Genomic DNA, 15,168 nt, shown 5'->3' with positions numbered 1-15,168 from the left:
TGCAACAGGGTGTTGCAATTGAAGGCCTATTTGCGCATTTGGTCAAGTGCTACCTTCGGCCGAGAGGCGGAGGAGGGCCCGATGAGTCAGGACGTCTTGGTGACGAAGCCGTCGAGCGGGCACTGGACGGACGCCTATCCCGAATTGGGCCGTGGCCCAGTGTCACTCGAGGACTGTGTCTCAGAAGAGTTCTACGAGAAGGAACGCGAGCACGTCTTCAAAAAAACCTGGCTCTACGTCGGACGGGTTGAGCGGGTGCCGAAGTCGGGAAGCTACTTCACCCGCGAGCTGAGATTCCTCAACACGTCGATCATCATCGTTCGCGGCAAGGACGACGTGATCCGCGCCTTCCACAACATCTGTCCGCACCGCGGCAACAAGATGCTGTGGGAAGACGACCCGTTCGAAGAGGTACAAGGTCGCGCCCCGGTGCTGTACTGCCGATTCCACGGCTGGCGCTACAAGTTGGACGGTTCGCTGCACGCGCCCACCCGCAAGGATCTGCTGCTCGACTTCGACGCCGAGAGCTGCCGGGTGCCGGCGATCCAATGCGAGGTCTGGGAGGGGTTCATCTTCGTCAACCTCGACCCGCACAACACCGAGCCGCTGCGGTCCTACCTCGGCGAGCTGGCCCACGGCATCGAAGGGTATCCGTTTGCGGGGCCACACCAGGTGTATCGGTTCAAGGTCGAATTGCAGTGCAACTGGAAGATTTTCGTCGACGGATTCGCCGAAAGTTACCACGGGCCGTATCTGCACGCGTCCTCGTTCGGCGCCCTCACCGCGGAGGCGCGAGACGCCTTCGACCAGCCGAACCCGTTCACCGACGCGCTGGCCTACCGGCTCAAGGGTCCGCACCGGATGTTTTCCTTCGCCGGCGAGCCGTCGCAGAAGACGCCGTACTCCAAGCCCATTGAATGCGTGATGGAGGCGAGCGCGGCCGGCCCGTGGAACAAGCGGACCGATCGCGGCCCGATGCCGTCCGGGCTCAATCCGACTCGTTCGGAGAAGTACGGCTTCGATTCGTTCCAGTTCTTCCCCAACTTCGTGCTGATCTTCGGTTCGTCCGGTTTCAGTACGCACACGCACTGGCCGACGGGCCCGCACTCGCACATCTTCGAAGTCGAGATGTTCTACCAGCCGCCCAAGACGCACAAAGAACGGCTGGGCCAAGAGCTCACAGTTACCTTCCTCAACGACATCATCCTGGAAGACGCGAGCCCGTCGGAAGGGTTGCAGGCGATGCTGAACAGCGGTGCGCTCACGCATTTCACGATGAATGACGAGGAGATCCTGCTGCGTCACCTGCACAAGGTGGTGGGCGATTATGTGGCGGCAGGCGAGAAGGCGAAGGCCGGCCGATGAATGCCCTTTTGCCGCACGAGTTCTCGCAACTTGAGCACCTGGTGCCCGAATGGGCCATCGAGGATGGGCACGAGCGCTACGTGAAGCGTGTGAACAGCTCCATGGCCGAGATACAGGCGTTCTACGACGAGGTTTTTCCGCACGCCGAGGAGGCGGTCGCCTACATCGACAAGTTCGACTATGCCGAGCCGCTGCCCGAGGACGTCGCGAACCTGCGCAATCTGCTGTACTCGCTGATCCACGGTCTCGTTGGCGGTGGAGTTGTGGAGGCAGCCGCGGGTAAAGCATTCGGCGAAGACCATTCTCACGAGATTGAGCTGACGCATGGGACTGTCCACCACACGACTCGACGTCATCGACTGCACGCCGTTGATCGGCAGCGAGATCAAGACCGATCTCGACACGCTGCTCAGTGGTCGCGAAGCCGAGGCGATCCGCGCGATCCTCGAGCAGCGCGGGGTGGTCTTCTTTCGCGGACTGCAGATCAGCGACGAACAGCAGGTCACCATCGCGAAAACCCTTGGCAGCATTGTGCAGAACGAGGGTGAGGGCGGGATCTACAAGATCTCGCTCGACACGAACGTCAATCAGCGCGCCGAGTACCTGAAAGGCTCGCTGTTCTGGCATTTCGACGGCTCCCTGCAGCCCTATCCGAATCTGGCCACGCTGTTGCGCGCCATGAAATTGTCCGACTCCGGCGGTCAGACCGAGTTCTGCAACACCTACGCGGCCTACGAGGAGCTGCCGGAGGCCGACAAGGAGACGATCGCCGGCCTTCGGGTGGTGCACAGCGCGGAGCGCTCGCAGTACTACGTGCGACCCGAGATGAGCTACGAGGAGATCGCGTTCTGGCAGAAATCGCCCACGAAATCCTGCCCCATGGTGTGGACTCACCGATCGGGGCGTAAGTCGTTGCTGCTCGGTGCGACGGCGGATTACGTGATCGACCTGCCGGTGGAAGAAAGCCGCGCATTGCTTGCGCGCCTTCGTGACTGGGCGACTCAACCGCGCTACGTCTACCGCCACGAGTGGCAGCTGGGCGACCTGCTCATGTGGGACAACACCGGGACCATGCACCGGGCGCTGCCGTATGCCGCTGACAGCGGTCGGCTCATGCACCGCACGGTCCTTGCCGGTGAAGAGCCGCTGGATTGAAACTCGGCATCGCGACACCTGTCGTCACGAACGTCGCCGGCGCGGCGTTGACGTGGGAGAAGACGGCCACCATCGAAGACATCGGTCGCGTCGCCGAGACGGCGGACGGTCTTGGCTATCACCACCTCACCTGCAGCGAGCACATCGGCATACCGTCGACCGAGGCCGCCCGCCGCGGCTCCCGGTACTGGGACCCGCTGGCCACGCTCGGCTACGTGTCGGCGCGCACCAGCCGGATTCGGCTCGTCACGATGACCCTGGTGCTTGGCTATCACCACCCGCTCGCGATCGTAAAGCGTTATGGCACATTGGATCACGTCAGCGGCGGCCGGGTGATCCTGGGCGTCGGCGTCGGGAGCCTCAGGGAGGAATTCGACCTGCTGGGCGCGCCGTTCGACGACCGCGGCGCTCGTGCCGACGACGCCCTGAAGGCGCTGCGGGCGGCGTTGCCCACCAACGAGCCGGTGTATGACGGCGAGTACTACTCGTTCGGTGGGCTCACCATCGATCCCTGTGCGCTGCAGCCACATATGCCGATCTGGGTGGGCGGGCGCACCAAGCGGTCGTTGCGCCGTGCGCTCACGCTCGCCGACGGGTGGTGTCCGTACTACGTGTCCATTGCCACCGCCGCCGAGTGGCTGCGGGCGCGAGAGCTGCCGGACGGCTTCGAGGTCGTCTTGCCCGCCGACCAGCCACTGGACCCGGTGGGTGAACCGGCGAAAACCGAAGACTCGCTGCACACCATCGCCGCCGCCGGGACCACCACGTTGTCGGCCAGGTTCATCCACCATTCGCTCGAGCACTACCTCGAACAGATTCACGCGCTGGCCGAGTTGCACGGCAAAACGTTCTGACCGGGCAGCATCAGAACGGCCGCACCGCAGATCGCGGGAGTCTAATCTCCTCGCATGGACCGCATCTGGCAGTGGGCGTGGGATCGGTACGGGGCGAGGTACACCTGGGCGGGCGGCGTGATCGCATTCGTCATCTCGGTGCCGATCTACCTCACCCTTGTCTCGTATCCGATCGTCGTGTTCGAAAGGTCCGATCGCTACGTTGCAGCGACGGCAGCCACCGTGGTGGCCGCGCTTGTGCTCGCATGCATCATGGTTCTACCGGATCACCGATGGGCACGGCTCGCGGAGCAGTGGGCAGCGGGTCGCGAGGTCGATCGAGCGGCCGCCCTGGAGGGCACCTATATCTTTTCCCGCAGGGCGACTTCCCGCACGATGTGGGCCGCCGCTGTCTGGGCTGCCGCGTTGTCGGTCGTCGTCGGTGTGATCGCCGGAGCGAGTTGGTTGCGGCTACTCCAATACGGGAGCGTGGCTGCGACCATTGCATTAGCGGTCCAGTTGGTCGCGCTTCACAACAGCATCGAGGCGGCATGGCGGCCCGCCAGGGTCGCCCTCGCCAATGACACTGGGGTCGGTGACTCACTGCCGCGCTCTCGCCCGACTTTCGCCGCGCGATCGAACGTGTCCATGGTCGCTGTCGCGTTTGCCTATGCTGTCGGCGGCGCGTTGCTTGCCGCAGCGTCGAATCGAATCAGTGATGCTCCCATCGTTTCCCTCGTGATCGGCGGCGCGTTAGCCCTTGTATTCGCCATACCGGTCTCCGTCGGCCTTGGATTCTCGAGGTCTTTGCAACCCATCCGCGACCTCGCCGAGGGCGCCGAACGCGTTGCGGCAGGCGACTATAGCCAGCGCCTACCCGTCGTCCAGGACGACGACCTCGGCGCCCTGGCCGCGTCGTTCAACCGCATGCAGGCGGGTTTGGCTGAGCGGCAACGACTTCAGGGCGCTTTCGGCACCTACGTCGACCCGGCGCTGGCGGCGCGGCTGCTCGAACAGGGCGACGACGTGTTTACCGGTGAGCGCCGCGAGGTGACCGTGATGTTCATCGACATTCGCGATTTCACCCCGTTCGCCGAAGCCAATACCGCCGAGGATACCGTCGCCCGGCTCAACTCGCTGTTCGCGATCGTCGTGCCCGCCGTCGTTCAGGCCGGTGGGCACGTCAACAAGTTCCTTGGCGACGGAGCCCTCGCCGTCTTCGGCGCACCGAACGACCTTGCGGCACATGCCAATGCCGCGGTGCATGTCGCTGTCGGGATCCAGCGGCTCGTTTCGGAGCGCTTCGACGGAGCACTGCGGATCGGCATCGGGATCAACACCGGGGTGGTAATTGCCGGCACCATCGGCGGGGGAGGCAAGCTCGAATTCACGCTGATCGGTGACACCGTCAACGTAGCCGCGCGCGTCGAGCAGCTAACCAAGACGACGGGCGACGCGATCCTGCTCACCGAGTCGTGCGTCGATGCGCTGGCTTCTCGACCTGTCGGCCTCGTCGATCGGGGGCCCCATGCCCTCAAGGGCAAATCCGCAGCGGTGCAGGTCTTCACGCTGGAAGAAAGCAGCTGGTCAGCGCCTTGACCCGCAAGAGGTGAAGTGCGCGGTCCTACGCAGCAAATTAAGATTCGGAGCGCAATCCCGGCGAGCCGTAGGAGACATTCGTGGCAAATGGATTGAAGGTCGATCCCGCCGCACTGCACGTCGGCAGCAACGACATGTTCAACGCGATCGGCGAGGCCGCGTTGGATTTCTTCAGTCATGAGGACGGCCTTGCGGCGGCCGCGCCCGGCTGGATCGGATCCTCGGAGCTGGCGCTGGGTGAGCTCGCGGCGCGCTGGCAGGCCCGCCACGACCACCACCAGCTGCAGGTGGACGGCCTGGGGTCGCACGTCGCCGAGGCGATGCTCGGCTACCTCACCAACGAGGACGAGTCGGCGCGAGCTTTTCGGTCGGTGCGGGAGTAGGGGTCACGAGTGGGGCAGCTGACCCCCAATGACGTCAAGCGTTGGGATCTCGGCGCGATCCAGAAGGTGTTCGAGACCGCGAACGGACGCGCCAACACCTTGCAGCAGTTGGGGGAGAACCTCCAGCAGGTGCATAACGTTCTCAGCGGCTGGCAGGGGGAAGCCGGAGAGGCGTTTCGCGCTGACCTCGGTAAGGCTCGACGTGACATCGAGGCCGACGGTCAGGAGTCCCGGCAGGTAGCCGCGGCGGTGGCACGCGCCGAGGGCGATGTGCGCGCATGCAAGCGCGAACTCGAGGACATCGAGCGGGCCGCTGAGGCCAATGGCTGGACCATCACGCCGGACTGGCGAATTGACGTGGGCGACACGTGGATTGGGCGCGATCCCATAGAATTTGCCGCCCAGCAACAGCTGCTGCAGGATCAGCTCATTGCGTTGAACGTGCATGCCCACAGCGCCGACCACGAGCTTGCCACCGCCGTCCGCTTTGCCGTGGGCGAAGTCCCGCTGGATACCGGCGGTCATGCACCAAGTGGTGGCGCACCGCCGCAAGGTCCGCCCAATCCGGCAGCAGGGCGCAAGCCACGGACGTGGCAAGACATGTTGTTGCCCGATGGCCCGGCAACCGCGGGCACGGACGGCGCCTCGCGGAAGGGCCCGCCTGTTCCCGCGGGCGCCGTTGGCATGCCCCTGTCGCTGCAAGACATGCTGTTGCCGGCTGGACCTGCCGGACCCGGGCGCGGCGGTGTCCCGCCGCCGCGGCTGAACCCAGGAGATGTCGAGAGCTTCAAGGCGATGGCGCGCCAGACCATGATTCGCGACGGTGTGCCGCCGAATCAGATCGAGGCGCGGCTGAATGACGTTGTGAGCCAGACACAGCAGTGGATCGACAACGGGATGCCCAACTACGTTCCACCCGAGCCGAAGGCCCCGCCGCCACCGGGATTCTCCGAAGGCTTTAGTGACCGTTGGTTCGCTACCGAGCAGGGGATCAAAAACCTTTTCGGGCAGGGAGGCCCCGGAGCTCCAGGTGTGCTCAAGTCATGGGAGCAGATGCTCAAAGGCACCGCCGAAACGGCCCTGAACCCCGTGGGCACCGGACTCACGGAAATCAAGAGCGCAATAGACTCCCCAAGCCTCGCTTACTATTTGGGCGGCAAGACCTCCGACGCCGCCACCACGCTGCCCACGATGCTCTTCGGTGGGGAAGGAGCGGCCGTCGTACGTGCGGGGGAATTGGCCGATATTGGCTCCGCTGTGCTTGATCCTGGCCTAGCGGTTTCGCCACATGCCCCGATCGGCATCGATCACCCCTTCGGCTACAACCCGTGGGCAGAGCAGGTGGCAACGGATCTCACCTACGCACACCTGCATGGAGAGCCCACAGCGGAACTCAGCCAGCAACTCGCTGACATGTCGACTCACTATGTCGGTGACAACCCAGACCGAGTAGTCCTCGGCAAGTTCGACGGATATGAAGGTGGCTACATCGGCGAGGCCAGAGCCCACGGTGGGATCTACTTCGACACCGGCGGCCCAACCTGGGAAGCCCTTACCGTGGGCCTCCGTGATGCGGACGCGACGGCCCTAACGTGGCAAGCCAACGAGAACTTCCTTCGAACTCGAATGGAGCAAGGTGTGCCCTGCATTGAATACGTTCTGGGTGATGAATATTCGTCTGTTGAAGAAGTCTATTTAAAGCGCCAAGGATCGTTCTCAGCCATGGAGATTGAGTTCCTAACGGAGAATGCGGCAAAGTATGGATACCATCGTGTTGGAAACACCTGGTTGAAGGATTGAGTGTGGACGACAACTTTGTGCAGGAAGTTCAACAAATCATAGGGCCCCTCCTCTTGAGCATGGGGTTCGACCTGTATGCCATTGACGTCAATGTGGACGAGGGGGGGCCGAAGGGTTCGGTTGTCTTCTACCGTGCTGCAGCTTGCAAAGTGCAGATTTATCGGTCGTCCCGGGAAGGCGAGATCAATGCGATGATTGGTCCACGCGATGCGCCGGATGTGCACGGCTTGTACGATCGGTCGCGGAAGTGGCATTATTTCAACGATTTCGATGATTCCCCAAAGCTTCCGCTCGAAGAATTAGTGCAAAAACTTCAGGACGAGCGTGCTAATTTTGAAAGCACACAGACGTGGCTTCAATGGATCAAGAGAGAACGCATATGCCGGTATTTCGAGTCAGCGCGTGACGCTATCGTCGCAGGACAGTGAGTAAAGCCGTCCGTGTAGGAATGGTCAGTTAAGTTATTGGATCAATATGGACCGCGCCTTGGACGATAAATCTGCGGCACTTCAAAGTGAAATCGATCGTTTGTCGGAAAGGCTCGGCGTGCGTCCCATGCCGGTTGGCTTCCGGACGACCGATGGTTTGAACATTTTCGTTGCCGAGGACGGTTCCTACCACTACACCTTCTACGAGCGCGGAAAACTCGGCTTCGACCGGGCGGGCAGCCTCGATGACCTTCTCTACTGGTACATGCAAGGCGTGGTTACGAGCCAAGCGGCTAAACGAGTCGGAGACAGGGCACAACGCTTCAAATACGAGTACCAGGTGCTATGCCAGTTCAATACTGATTGGGCTATCAGAAATATTCGGGAAACTGCGGCATTGTTTCGCCGGTACGGCCAGCCAGAGGACATCGCCCTACTCCCTGACATCGGCGAACCGTTATGACGCCAGTAGGCCCCGCCTAGCTGTTGGTCCAGCGGTCGAAAGCAGCCTCCATGTCGGGACAGAATGTCCCGACGGCAGCGCCCATGATCTGACCCGCTTGCGCGGATGCGTAGCCGTTGCTCGCCACCGTCGGGTAGATGGTGTCGAAGTCGGTGCCGCCACGCGCTTGCTGGCAGACGTTGTTCCCGATGTCGACAATCCTGCCCGGATTGTCGTACGGCACATGCAACACGTTCAGTGTGTGCAGATAAGCGCCGACGGAGATGGGATCGGGGTCGGCGTGGGCTGTGGGCGCGAGCCACACCAGCCCGGTCAGCGATGCGGCAATCAGTGCCGACGGAGACAAGGCCTTGCCGTGGCCGATGCCGGCCGACACTCTCGGGTCCATGGACAGGGAGCGTAAATGCTGCGAAGCGCAGTTTTATGTGTTTTCGGCGATCCACGTAGTGGTGAAGCGCAGCATCTCGGGGATTCCCTCCGCCAAACCTGCCCCGATGGACTTTTCGAGTTTGCCGCCCACCAAAGGGATTTTGACGTTCACCTGAAGGGCGGCGCGCAGTTGCGAACCGCTGTCATCCGTCGGCGCCAGCCACGTATCCGCATGGCCTGATCCCAATCCGCCCGAAGCGGACACGGTGACCCGCCCACGCACCTGGCGATCGCTGTCCGGACGCCACGTCTCGGTCTGCACGATCTTCACCTCGCCGGTAACGAATTTGGCGACCAGCCCGGGCAGGAGCTGACGACCGAGGCGTTGAGTCGTGCGCACCGTCACCGTGCCGTCGGCGTCGGCCACCAGTGAATCCAAGGTGGTGTCGGCGGCGCCGGCCGCGATGCGGGCCAGCCAATAGTCCTCTCGGCCGAACGCGGCGTGAATCTGCTCAACGCTGGCGGGCGACTCGGTCAGGACGTCGAATGATCGCGACATATCGGACCATTCTTGCAGAGGCGGATCGTCCGAGGCGGTGAAGCCGCCCCGCATCTATGCGTCGGGACCAGATCCCAACAGCCGCAACGGATGCAAGCCATCGACGTTGCCGACGAACGGCGGGTGGATGCTGTAGCCGAGCATGCGGCGGATGTCGTCGGAGACCGTGCGCGCGATGTCGCGCGACACCGACAACGTATAGGCCTCCATCGGCCGCAGCCACGGCTCACAGTATTGAGCGGTGATGGCCAGCCGCTCGTGGGCGGTGTTGTTGGCACCCCCGCCATGCCAGAGGGTGCCGACGAAGAAGACGCAGGAGCCGGCGGGCATGACCACCGGCAACGCCTCGTCGTCGGAGTCCGGCCGGCGCTTGCCCCACCGGTGGCTCCCCGGGTACAGGACCGTGGCGCCGTTGTCGGCGGTGAAGTCGTCGATCGCCCAGATCGTGGCGGCCGCCAGCGGCGCGCGAGGGCGTGGAATCGGGTAAAAGCCGTCGTCATGGTGTGCCAGCTGTGCGGCCTCGCCGGGCTGAATGTTGATGGCCTGCAACGCCGAAAGCAGATAGTTGGGCATCAGCAACCGGTCGAGAGCGGCGAGCACCCGGGGATGGTCGACAAGCCGATCGCACGCCCGTGTCCTGCTCAGCACGCTGTAGATCCGCTGCGTACGCCGGCCCTCGAACGAGTTGCGTCCGGTATGCCCGAGCCACGGCCGCACGGTCTGGCGAATGTGCGCGCATTCTTCGGCGCTCAGCAGGTTCTCCCAGATGACGTAGCCGTCGCGGTCCAGGGCCGCCATGTCGGCTTCGGCGATCGCGCTGTCGATCGAACTTCCGCCCGTCGGCGTCCTCTTGTACCGCTGCGCCAGGTCGCCCCGAAGGTCCTCCAACGTGGTGACGGATTCGTCGTCGATGCTCATGGGTGCTCGTCCTTAGTCCACTGGCACTTCTGCCCAGACTAGGCCGAGTCCGGTTCGACTCACACCCCAATCGCCGGCGCGTTAACCCCGGAGGCCGGTGATGAAGCGTTGCACGCTTCGGCTCAGCGACCGCGGCACATGGTCGGGGTCCATCAGCTCGTTCTCGGCCAGCGGGCCCGCCTCATCGGCCACGGTGCGCTCGGTGAAGGGCTGCAACGTCTTGCCGTCGCCTCGAAGCGCCTCGACGGCCTTGTGCACCGACCGGTGTTCGGCGATCGCTCTGTTGAGCTCGCCAGGCGACACCCCTAAGTGCTCGGCCACCAAACCGTTTCGCACGGAGGCGATTTCACGGCGCACGTCATCGTCGGAACTTGCCGGCGGCGCCTCGATGGCCACATCGCATTCGCTGTCGAATCCCAATGACCGGTTGTTGAAATTCGACGACCCGATCCGCAGCAGCCGATCGTCGACCACCAGCACCTTGGAGTGGATGTAGATCGGCGCGCCGCGGTCGGTCACCGGCCAGTAGATGCCCAACCGGTCATGCTCGTCGGCCCCCCACAGCTGGTGAAGCAGGAGGTGGCGTGCGCTGTCCATCGTTCCCCGTTCGAGCGGGTTATTGCCTTTGCGCGCAAGAACGATGACGATCTCGGGGCCGTCGGCTTCCCGCAGCCGCGCCGCCAGGGCGTCGGCGATGGTGCGCGACGCCAGGTATTGGTTCTCCACGTAGATGGTGTCGCGGGCCGCCGCTATGGCGGCAAGGTTGAGCGCCTCGACCTCGCGGACCTCGGGGCGATCGTCCAGTTCGGGCAGGGTGAGAGCGATCCCGATGTCCACGTTGCGCAGCGTCGGTTCCAGCTTGCCGGGCCACGCGCTGTGCCGTGCCTCCACGGGCGCCAACGCTTGTTTCGTCGCCGTCTGCCACCGCGCCAACGCTTGCTCGCCAAGAGCCCGCGCCGCCGCACCGTCGACCGCCGCCGCGACGTCGTGCCGTGGCCCGTAGCTGCGGCGTGCCGTGCGGCGGTGGCGGTTGACATGCTCGTGGGCGCGGGTGTCCCAGCGGTCAAGGGTGAGGTCAATGCCGCCGCAGAAGGCCACCGCGTCGTCGACGACGACGATCTTCTGATGATGCACCGAGCCGAGCGGATGGGCGCCGTCGATGGCGAAATGCATTCGCTTACTGCTGATCTGGTTCACCAGCGATACCGGGGCAAGCCCATACCAGAGGCCATCGAAGGCCGGGAGCAGACGCAAATTGGACTTCAGCAGGTAGATGTCCAGACCCGGCCGCTTCCACAGCATCCAATAAAGGAAGGTGCCCAGCTGGTTCGGGCCGGGCAGCGTCTTGCGGCCGCGCTCGAACGTCACTCGGGAGTCGAAATCCCAGCCGATCAGCATGATTCGGCGGCGGGCGCGCAGCATCGCCGCCTTGACGTGTTTGAAGTAGTCCGCCGCATCGACGATGGGGGCGAACTTGTCGGCACGCGCCGTACGCCAGCACGTCTGGCCGGGACTCAGCAGTCGATCGTCGTGCACCGCTGGGGCTCTCAACAGGGTTGATGGGTCAGCGCGGACATAGCCACTGTGTACCACACCCAGGCCCTTCGCCCAGGTGGCCAAGGGCTGCCGGCGCCAGGACCGCGGCTCTGTACCAAGATGAAAGCCATGCGCATCCCTGTAGTGCTTGCGGGCTTCGTCGTCTTCATCGGTGTGGCCACGCCTGCGCACGCCGATCCGGCCGGCAATTCGGCCGCGGATGTGAGCTTCCTGACCGCGCTCAACAAGGCCGGCATCACCTATGAGAGCCCCGCCACCGCGGTCGGGGTCGGCAAAAGGGCGTGCGAGCTGATGGACCAAGGCCATCCCCAGGTCGACGTCATCCACAACGTGTCGTCGAGCAATCCGGGGTTCACCGTGGACGGCGCCGCGCAGTTCACCATGATCGCCGCGAGCGCTTACTGCCCCCAGCACCTAGGGCAGCCGGTTACACCGACTGGAAGCTGAGCTCCACCTCGGAGCGGGTGCGGACCTGATCGGTGCCGGGCACGTAGATCGGCACGGTGTGGGGAACGGTGGTGCCTCCTTTGACCCGGGCCTGGGCCTGCCGAAACTCCGGTGTCGGGCCCGCCGCGGCGTTGATCCCGTTGATGATCGACCACACCGCGGTACGACGGGCGGTGCGTTCGATGATGTTGGGGTCACGGTGCTGCAGCAGCTGCTTGGCCCATTTCGGCATCGTGTCGCGAATGGCCCAATCGACGGCCGCCTGCGGCATGGGGACGTTGGGGCCGGTGCCCATCGCTTTCCCATGAGTCACAGCCAATTTCGGCAAGTACGACTCCAGGCACTCGAGCGTCTCGGCCTTGGTGGTCGGCAGATCGGTACCGCCCAGGGCGTGTCCGACCCGGACGAACTCGCCGTAATAGCGGTCGAGGTTCTTGCCGCGCAACGGCATTGGGTGATAAAGCTCGTGCGCGGTGGCCAGCCCCCAGACGACCGTCGCGTAGTTCCATCGCAGCCACTCGGGATCGTCGGCGTCGTAGCGGGCTCCGTCGGGACGGGTGCCCTTGATGGTGTGATGCATCGCGCGCACGGACGTCGCCAGGCGCTCGGCGGTTTCCGTCGACCCGTACGCCGTGCCGATGAAGAAGGCGACCGAGTGGCCCAGCCGCGTCGCGGCGCCCTCGGGGTCGATCTGCGGCACGCGCGATATCGGGTTTCCGTTGCTGTCGCGCTTGATCAGGCGCGAATGGTGCATGCCCATCCAGTAGATCGACGGGTCCAGGGATTCCATGAAGGCGGCGCAATACAGGCCGAAGATCAAGGCGGGCAGGTGCGAATGCACGCGCCACACGGCGCTGTCGGGACCGAACCAGCCCGGATCGCCGACGGGCGCGGCGAATTCCATGCCGCGGAAGAAGCGCCGCCGCATGGTGTCGTCCAACCGCTTGTTGATCATCTGCCCGACTATCTGGTGTGGCAGGAACACGAATCACTCCCTCGGGACTTCTGGTCACGACTGTAACCAGAATATGTTTTGGTTACGGGTGTGACAAGACCCGCGCCGTGTCGACCTACGCTGTAGGGATGTCGAGTCCCACCCGGTGGGCCGGTGTACCGCTCAAGGACCGCCGCGCCGAGCGTCGTGCGCTGCTCGTCGAGGCCGCGTATCGCCTGTTCGGCAGCGGGGGCGAGGCCGCCGTCTCGGTGCGCTCGGTCTGCCGGGAGTGCGGGTTGAATACCCGGTATTTCTACGAGAGCTTCGGCGACACCGACGATCTGCTCGGCGCGGTGTACGACCGGGTGAGTGAGCAGCTCGCCGAGGTGATCGCGGCCGCTATCGAGGAGGCGGGGGATTCGCTGGGCGCGCGCACCCGCGCCGGCATCGCGGCCGTGCTGGGCTTCTCCTCGGCCGATCCGCGGCGCGGCCGCGTGTTGTTCACCGATGCGCGCACCAACCCGGTGCTGGCCGCTCGCCGCCGCGCCACCCAGGACATGTTGCGCCAGGGGGTACTGACCGAGGGCTGGCGTCTCAACCCGGGTTCCGATCCGGTGGCCGCCGAGGTCGCCGCGGCGATGTACACCGGCGCGATGGCCGAGCTTGCCCAGCAGTGGCTCGCCGGTCATTTGGGCAATGATCTCGACGCGGTCGTCGATTACGCTTTGAAGCTGGTGTTGCGGTAGCGGGGAGTGCGGTGATGGGCCAAATCGAACATGCGATGGACCCGGTACGGCGCGTCCTCGGGCGCAAGGTCAGCATCGGCGGGCTGATCGAGCTGGCCGTGTGGCTCGCGATTCCCTACCTCTGTATCGGTTTCGCGTGGACCGTTTTTCACCCCGAGCAGACCCAGCGAATTCACGCAAGGATAGAAGTGGTGTCACCCGCCGCCGCCGACGCCTTCGCCTTCGGTGTGGCCACGGTGCTGTGGCCGGCCGCGCTGCAGATCGCCGACGCATGCCCGGCGCCATGACCGGCATTCGGAGCGAATGCGTGCGCGAGACGGGCTTTTGCTCCTAGGCTCAGGGACCATGTCAATCGACCGGTTCGGCCTCTCCGCGGGCACCATTCGGCTCGCCTCTGGCGTTTCGTTTCTCGTTGACCCCCTGCGCGCAAACAAATTGTGGGGCGACCCCGAGGAGCCGACGCCGACGGCGCAACTGTTGTTGCGATCGATGGGTTATCGCGACGCGCTGATCGGTGCACTGCTGGCCGGCGCGGCGCTGCGCGGCAAGAACACCCGCGGCTGGTTCCTGGCCTCCGCCGGAGCCGACGTGGCCGACCTGGTCGGCGGGTTGAGCGTGCACAGCGAGTTGAAGCCCTCGCAGCAACTGATCGGCCTGGGCGGCGCCGTCGTCGGGATCGTCACTGGGCTGTGGGGCGCGGTACGTCCGGCCAGGCGGACGGGCGAAGCGCCAGAGCCTGCCTGAGCGCTGACAGCCGAGCGGAGATGCTGTTGACTGAGCGGCATGGGTTTCGGTGTGCTGACATTTGTTACCGACGAGGGCATCGCTCCGGCGGACTTGGGTAAGGCGCTCGAGCAGCGCGGTTTTGAATCGCTCTTTCTCGCCGAGCACTCGCACATTCCGGTCGACGCGAAAACTCCGTACCCCAGCGGGGGACCGATTCCGCGAAAGTACTACCGCACACTCGATCCGTTTGTCGCGCTGACGGCGGCGGCGGCCGTCACCGAGAGGCTCCTCGTGGGCACCGGCATCGCGTTGGTGCCGCAGCGCGATCCGATCCACGTCGCCAAGGAGGTTGCGTCGCTGGACCTGGTGTCGCAGGGTCGATTCCGCTTCGGCGTGGGCGTGGGGTGGCTGCGCGAAGAGATCGCCAACCACGGCGTCGATCCCGCGGTCCGGGGACGCGTGGTCGACGAGCGCCTCGACGCGATGATCCAGATCTGGACGAGCGAAAAGGCCGAATTTCATGGTGAATTCGTGGACTTCGACCCCATCTACAGCTGGCCCAAGCCCGTGCAGCAACCGTATCCGCCGCTGTATCTGGGCTGTGGACCCGCGGGCTTCAAACGCATCGCCCGGCTCAACGCGGGCTGGCTCTCGATGACAGGCTCGGCGGGAGAGCTAGCACCGCAGCTGGACCAACTGCGCGAGCTGGTCGGCCGGGACGTGCCGGTGATCCACTTCCACGGCGGGGAGGCCACGGCGGCTGAGCTCGAGGGCTACCGAGATCTGGGATTGCAACACCTCTTGGTGAACCTGCCGACGGAACCGCGGGATCAGACGCTGCAACGCCTCGATGAGTTGCAGGACGAGTTCGCTAAGCTAGCGTAAG

18 protein-coding genes and 1 pseudogene are annotated in these 15,168 nt (G+C 64.4%); 14 read left to right on the top strand and 5 right to left on the bottom strand.

Annotated elements, in window-relative coordinates; all coding sequences use genetic code 11:
- The first annotated feature begins 81 nt into the window (after nt 1–81).
- The 9 genes and pseudogenes from P6281_RS19495 (at nt 82) to P6281_RS19455 (ending at nt 8,026) form a co-directional block, all read left to right on the top strand.
- Nucleotides 82–1,365: an aromatic ring-hydroxylating oxygenase subunit alpha gene (locus tag P6281_RS19495; protein ID WP_014942728.1), complete on the top strand. Its 1,284-nt coding sequence runs from the start codon at nt 82–84 to the stop codon at nt 1,363–1,365.
- A pseudogene (locus P6281_RS19490) lies at nt 1,362–1,686 on the top strand (hypothetical protein). The gene P6281_RS19495 and the pseudogene P6281_RS19490 overlap by 4 nt, the downstream one beginning before the upstream one ends.
- Before the next feature lie 3 nt (nt 1,687–1,689).
- Entirely contained in the window at nt 1,690–2,520 is an 831-nt protein-coding gene (locus P6281_RS19485) for a TauD/TfdA dioxygenase family protein (RefSeq protein ID WP_014380832.1), read from the top strand.
- A complete protein-coding gene (locus tag P6281_RS19480; protein ID WP_014942727.1) occupies nt 2,517–3,374 on the top strand; it encodes a TIGR03619 family F420-dependent LLM class oxidoreductase in 858 nt (285 codons plus the stop codon). The genes P6281_RS19485 and P6281_RS19480 overlap by 4 nt, the downstream gene beginning before the upstream one ends.
- Before the next feature lie 54 nt (nt 3,375–3,428).
- Nucleotides 3,429–4,952, top strand: a complete 1,524-nt coding sequence (locus P6281_RS19475; protein ID WP_324738482.1) for an adenylate/guanylate cyclase domain-containing protein — start codon at nt 3,429–3,431, stop codon at nt 4,950–4,952.
- 80 nt (nt 4,953–5,032) lie between these two features.
- The gene (locus tag P6281_RS19470; protein ID WP_020823299.1) at nt 5,033–5,335 is read left to right on the top strand and encodes a hypothetical protein; all 303 of its coding nucleotides are present in this window, start codon (nt 5,033–5,035) and stop codon (nt 5,333–5,335) included.
- Between the two features lie 9 nt (nt 5,336–5,344).
- Complete coding sequence (locus P6281_RS19465) at nt 5,345–7,135, top strand: WXG100 family type VII secretion target (RefSeq protein ID WP_324738481.1); 1,791 nt, start codon at nt 5,345–5,347, stop codon at nt 7,133–7,135.
- 2 nt (nt 7,136–7,137) lie between these two features.
- The gene (locus tag P6281_RS19460) at nt 7,138–7,563 is read left to right on the top strand and encodes a hypothetical protein (RefSeq protein WP_043955278.1); all 426 of its coding nucleotides are present in this window, start codon (nt 7,138–7,140) and stop codon (nt 7,561–7,563) included.
- Nucleotides 7,564–7,690: 127 nt separating this feature from the next.
- A complete protein-coding gene (locus tag P6281_RS19455) occupies nt 7,691–8,026 on the top strand; it encodes a hypothetical protein (protein WP_041785145.1) in 336 nt (111 codons plus the stop codon).
- A gap of 16 nt (nt 8,027–8,042) precedes the next feature.
- Here the strand turns inward: P6281_RS19455 and P6281_RS19450 are convergent, their stop codons facing one another.
- The 4 genes from P6281_RS19450 to P6281_RS19435 all read right to left on the bottom strand — a co-directional run bounded on the left by P6281_RS19450 (nt 8,043) and on the right by P6281_RS19435 (nt 11,408).
- Complete coding sequence (locus tag P6281_RS19450) at nt 8,043–8,414, bottom strand: DUF732 domain-containing protein (RefSeq protein ID WP_233425288.1); 372 nt, start codon at nt 8,412–8,414, stop codon at nt 8,043–8,045.
- A gap of 33 nt (nt 8,415–8,447) precedes the next feature.
- Nucleotides 8,448–8,954 carry a DUF2505 domain-containing protein gene (locus P6281_RS19445; RefSeq protein ID WP_014385546.1) on the bottom strand — a complete coding sequence of 169 codons (507 nt, stop codon included), beginning with the start codon at nt 8,952–8,954 and terminating at the stop codon, nt 8,448–8,450.
- A 54-nt stretch (nt 8,955–9,008) separates the two neighbouring features.
- Entirely contained in the window at nt 9,009–9,872 is an 864-nt protein-coding gene (locus tag P6281_RS19440) for a phytanoyl-CoA dioxygenase family protein (RefSeq protein WP_008259328.1), read from the bottom strand.
- An 81-nt stretch (nt 9,873–9,953) separates the two neighbouring features.
- Nucleotides 9,954–11,408 carry a phospholipase D-like domain-containing protein gene (locus P6281_RS19435; RefSeq protein ID WP_009955139.1) on the bottom strand — a complete coding sequence of 485 codons (1,455 nt, stop codon included), beginning with the start codon at nt 11,406–11,408 and terminating at the stop codon, nt 9,954–9,956.
- 129 nt (nt 11,409–11,537) lie between these two features.
- Here P6281_RS19435 and P6281_RS19430 point away from each other — a divergent pair, with 129 nt between their 5' ends.
- Nucleotides 11,538–11,876, top strand: a complete 339-nt coding sequence (locus P6281_RS19430; protein ID WP_014942721.1) for a DUF732 domain-containing protein — start codon at nt 11,538–11,540, stop codon at nt 11,874–11,876.
- Here the strand turns inward: P6281_RS19430 and P6281_RS19425 are convergent.
- Nucleotides 11,857–12,861, bottom strand: coding sequence for an oxygenase MpaB family protein (locus P6281_RS19425; RefSeq protein ID WP_014380821.1), 1,005 nt, complete (start codon nt 12,859–12,861; stop codon nt 11,857–11,859). The genes P6281_RS19430 and P6281_RS19425 overlap by 20 nt on opposite strands.
- A gap of 98 nt (nt 12,862–12,959) precedes the next feature.
- Here P6281_RS19425 and P6281_RS19420 point away from each other — a divergent pair, with 98 nt between their 5' ends.
- From P6281_RS19420 to P6281_RS19405, 4 genes are read left to right on the top strand one after another with little or no spacing between them, the layout of a single operon-like run.
- Nucleotides 12,960–13,556, top strand: a complete 597-nt coding sequence (locus P6281_RS19420; RefSeq protein WP_009955143.1) for a TetR/AcrR family transcriptional regulator — start codon at nt 12,960–12,962, stop codon at nt 13,554–13,556.
- Between the two features lie 14 nt (nt 13,557–13,570).
- Nucleotides 13,571–13,843 (top strand): hypothetical protein, encoded by a 273-nt coding sequence (locus P6281_RS19415; RefSeq protein WP_008259319.1) that lies wholly within the window; start codon nt 13,571–13,573, stop codon nt 13,841–13,843.
- Nucleotides 13,844–13,901: 58 nt separating this feature from the next.
- On the top strand, nt 13,902–14,300 hold the full coding sequence (locus P6281_RS19410) for a DUF4267 domain-containing protein (RefSeq protein ID WP_009955144.1): 399 nt from the start codon (nt 13,902–13,904) through the stop codon (nt 14,298–14,300).
- A gap of 39 nt (nt 14,301–14,339) precedes the next feature.
- On the top strand, nt 14,340–15,167 hold the full coding sequence (locus tag P6281_RS19405; protein WP_014385545.1) for an LLM class F420-dependent oxidoreductase: 828 nt from the start codon (nt 14,340–14,342) through the stop codon (nt 15,165–15,167).
- The last annotated feature ends 1 nt before the right edge of the window (nt 15,168 follow it).

The sequence above is a fragment of the Mycobacterium sp. 5-140-3-2 genome, from assembly GCF_035666375.1.
Lineage (GTDB): Bacteria > Actinomycetota > Actinomycetes > Mycobacteriales > Mycobacteriaceae > Mycobacterium > Mycobacterium intracellulare.
The sequence above is the reverse complement of the archived record's forward strand: the minus strand, read 5'-3'. Positions and strand labels throughout refer to the sequence as shown.

What these genes read in the sequence shown, in the direction of transcription:
- P6281_RS19475 (WP_324738482.1), top strand. Translation starts at nt 3,429, where the DNA reads ATGGACCGCATCTGGCAGTGGGCGTGGGATCGGTACGGGGCGAGGTAC.
- P6281_RS19410 (WP_009955144.1), top strand. Translation starts at nt 13,902, where the DNA reads ATGTCAATCGACCGGTTCGGCCTCTCCGCGGGCACCATTCGGCTCGCC.
- P6281_RS19405 (WP_014385545.1), top strand. Translation starts at nt 14,340, where the DNA reads ATGGGTTTCGGTGTGCTGACATTTGTTACCGACGAGGGCATCGCTCCG.
- P6281_RS19440 (WP_008259328.1), bottom strand. Translation starts at nt 9,872, where the DNA reads ATGAGCATCGACGACGAATCCGTCACCACGTTGGAGGACCTTCGGGGC.
- P6281_RS19420 (WP_009955143.1), top strand. Translation starts at nt 12,960, where the DNA reads ATGTCGAGTCCCACCCGGTGGGCCGGTGTACCGCTCAAGGACCGCCGC.
- P6281_RS19445 (WP_014385546.1), bottom strand. Translation starts at nt 8,954, where the DNA reads ATGTCGCGATCATTCGACGTCCTGACCGAGTCGCCCGCCAGCGTTGAG.
- P6281_RS19450 (WP_233425288.1), bottom strand. Translation starts at nt 8,414, where the DNA reads ATGGACCCGAGAGTGTCGGCCGGCATCGGCCACGGCAAGGCCTTGTCT.
- P6281_RS19430 (WP_014942721.1), top strand. Translation starts at nt 11,538, where the DNA reads ATGCGCATCCCTGTAGTGCTTGCGGGCTTCGTCGTCTTCATCGGTGTG.
- P6281_RS19485 (WP_014380832.1), top strand. Translation starts at nt 1,690, where the DNA reads ATGGGACTGTCCACCACACGACTCGACGTCATCGACTGCACGCCGTTG.
- P6281_RS19415 (WP_008259319.1), top strand. Translation starts at nt 13,571, where the DNA reads ATGGGCCAAATCGAACATGCGATGGACCCGGTACGGCGCGTCCTCGGG.
- P6281_RS19495 (WP_014942728.1), top strand. Translation starts at nt 82, where the DNA reads ATGAGTCAGGACGTCTTGGTGACGAAGCCGTCGAGCGGGCACTGGACG.
- P6281_RS19455 (WP_041785145.1), top strand. Translation starts at nt 7,691, where the DNA reads ATGCCGGTTGGCTTCCGGACGACCGATGGTTTGAACATTTTCGTTGCC.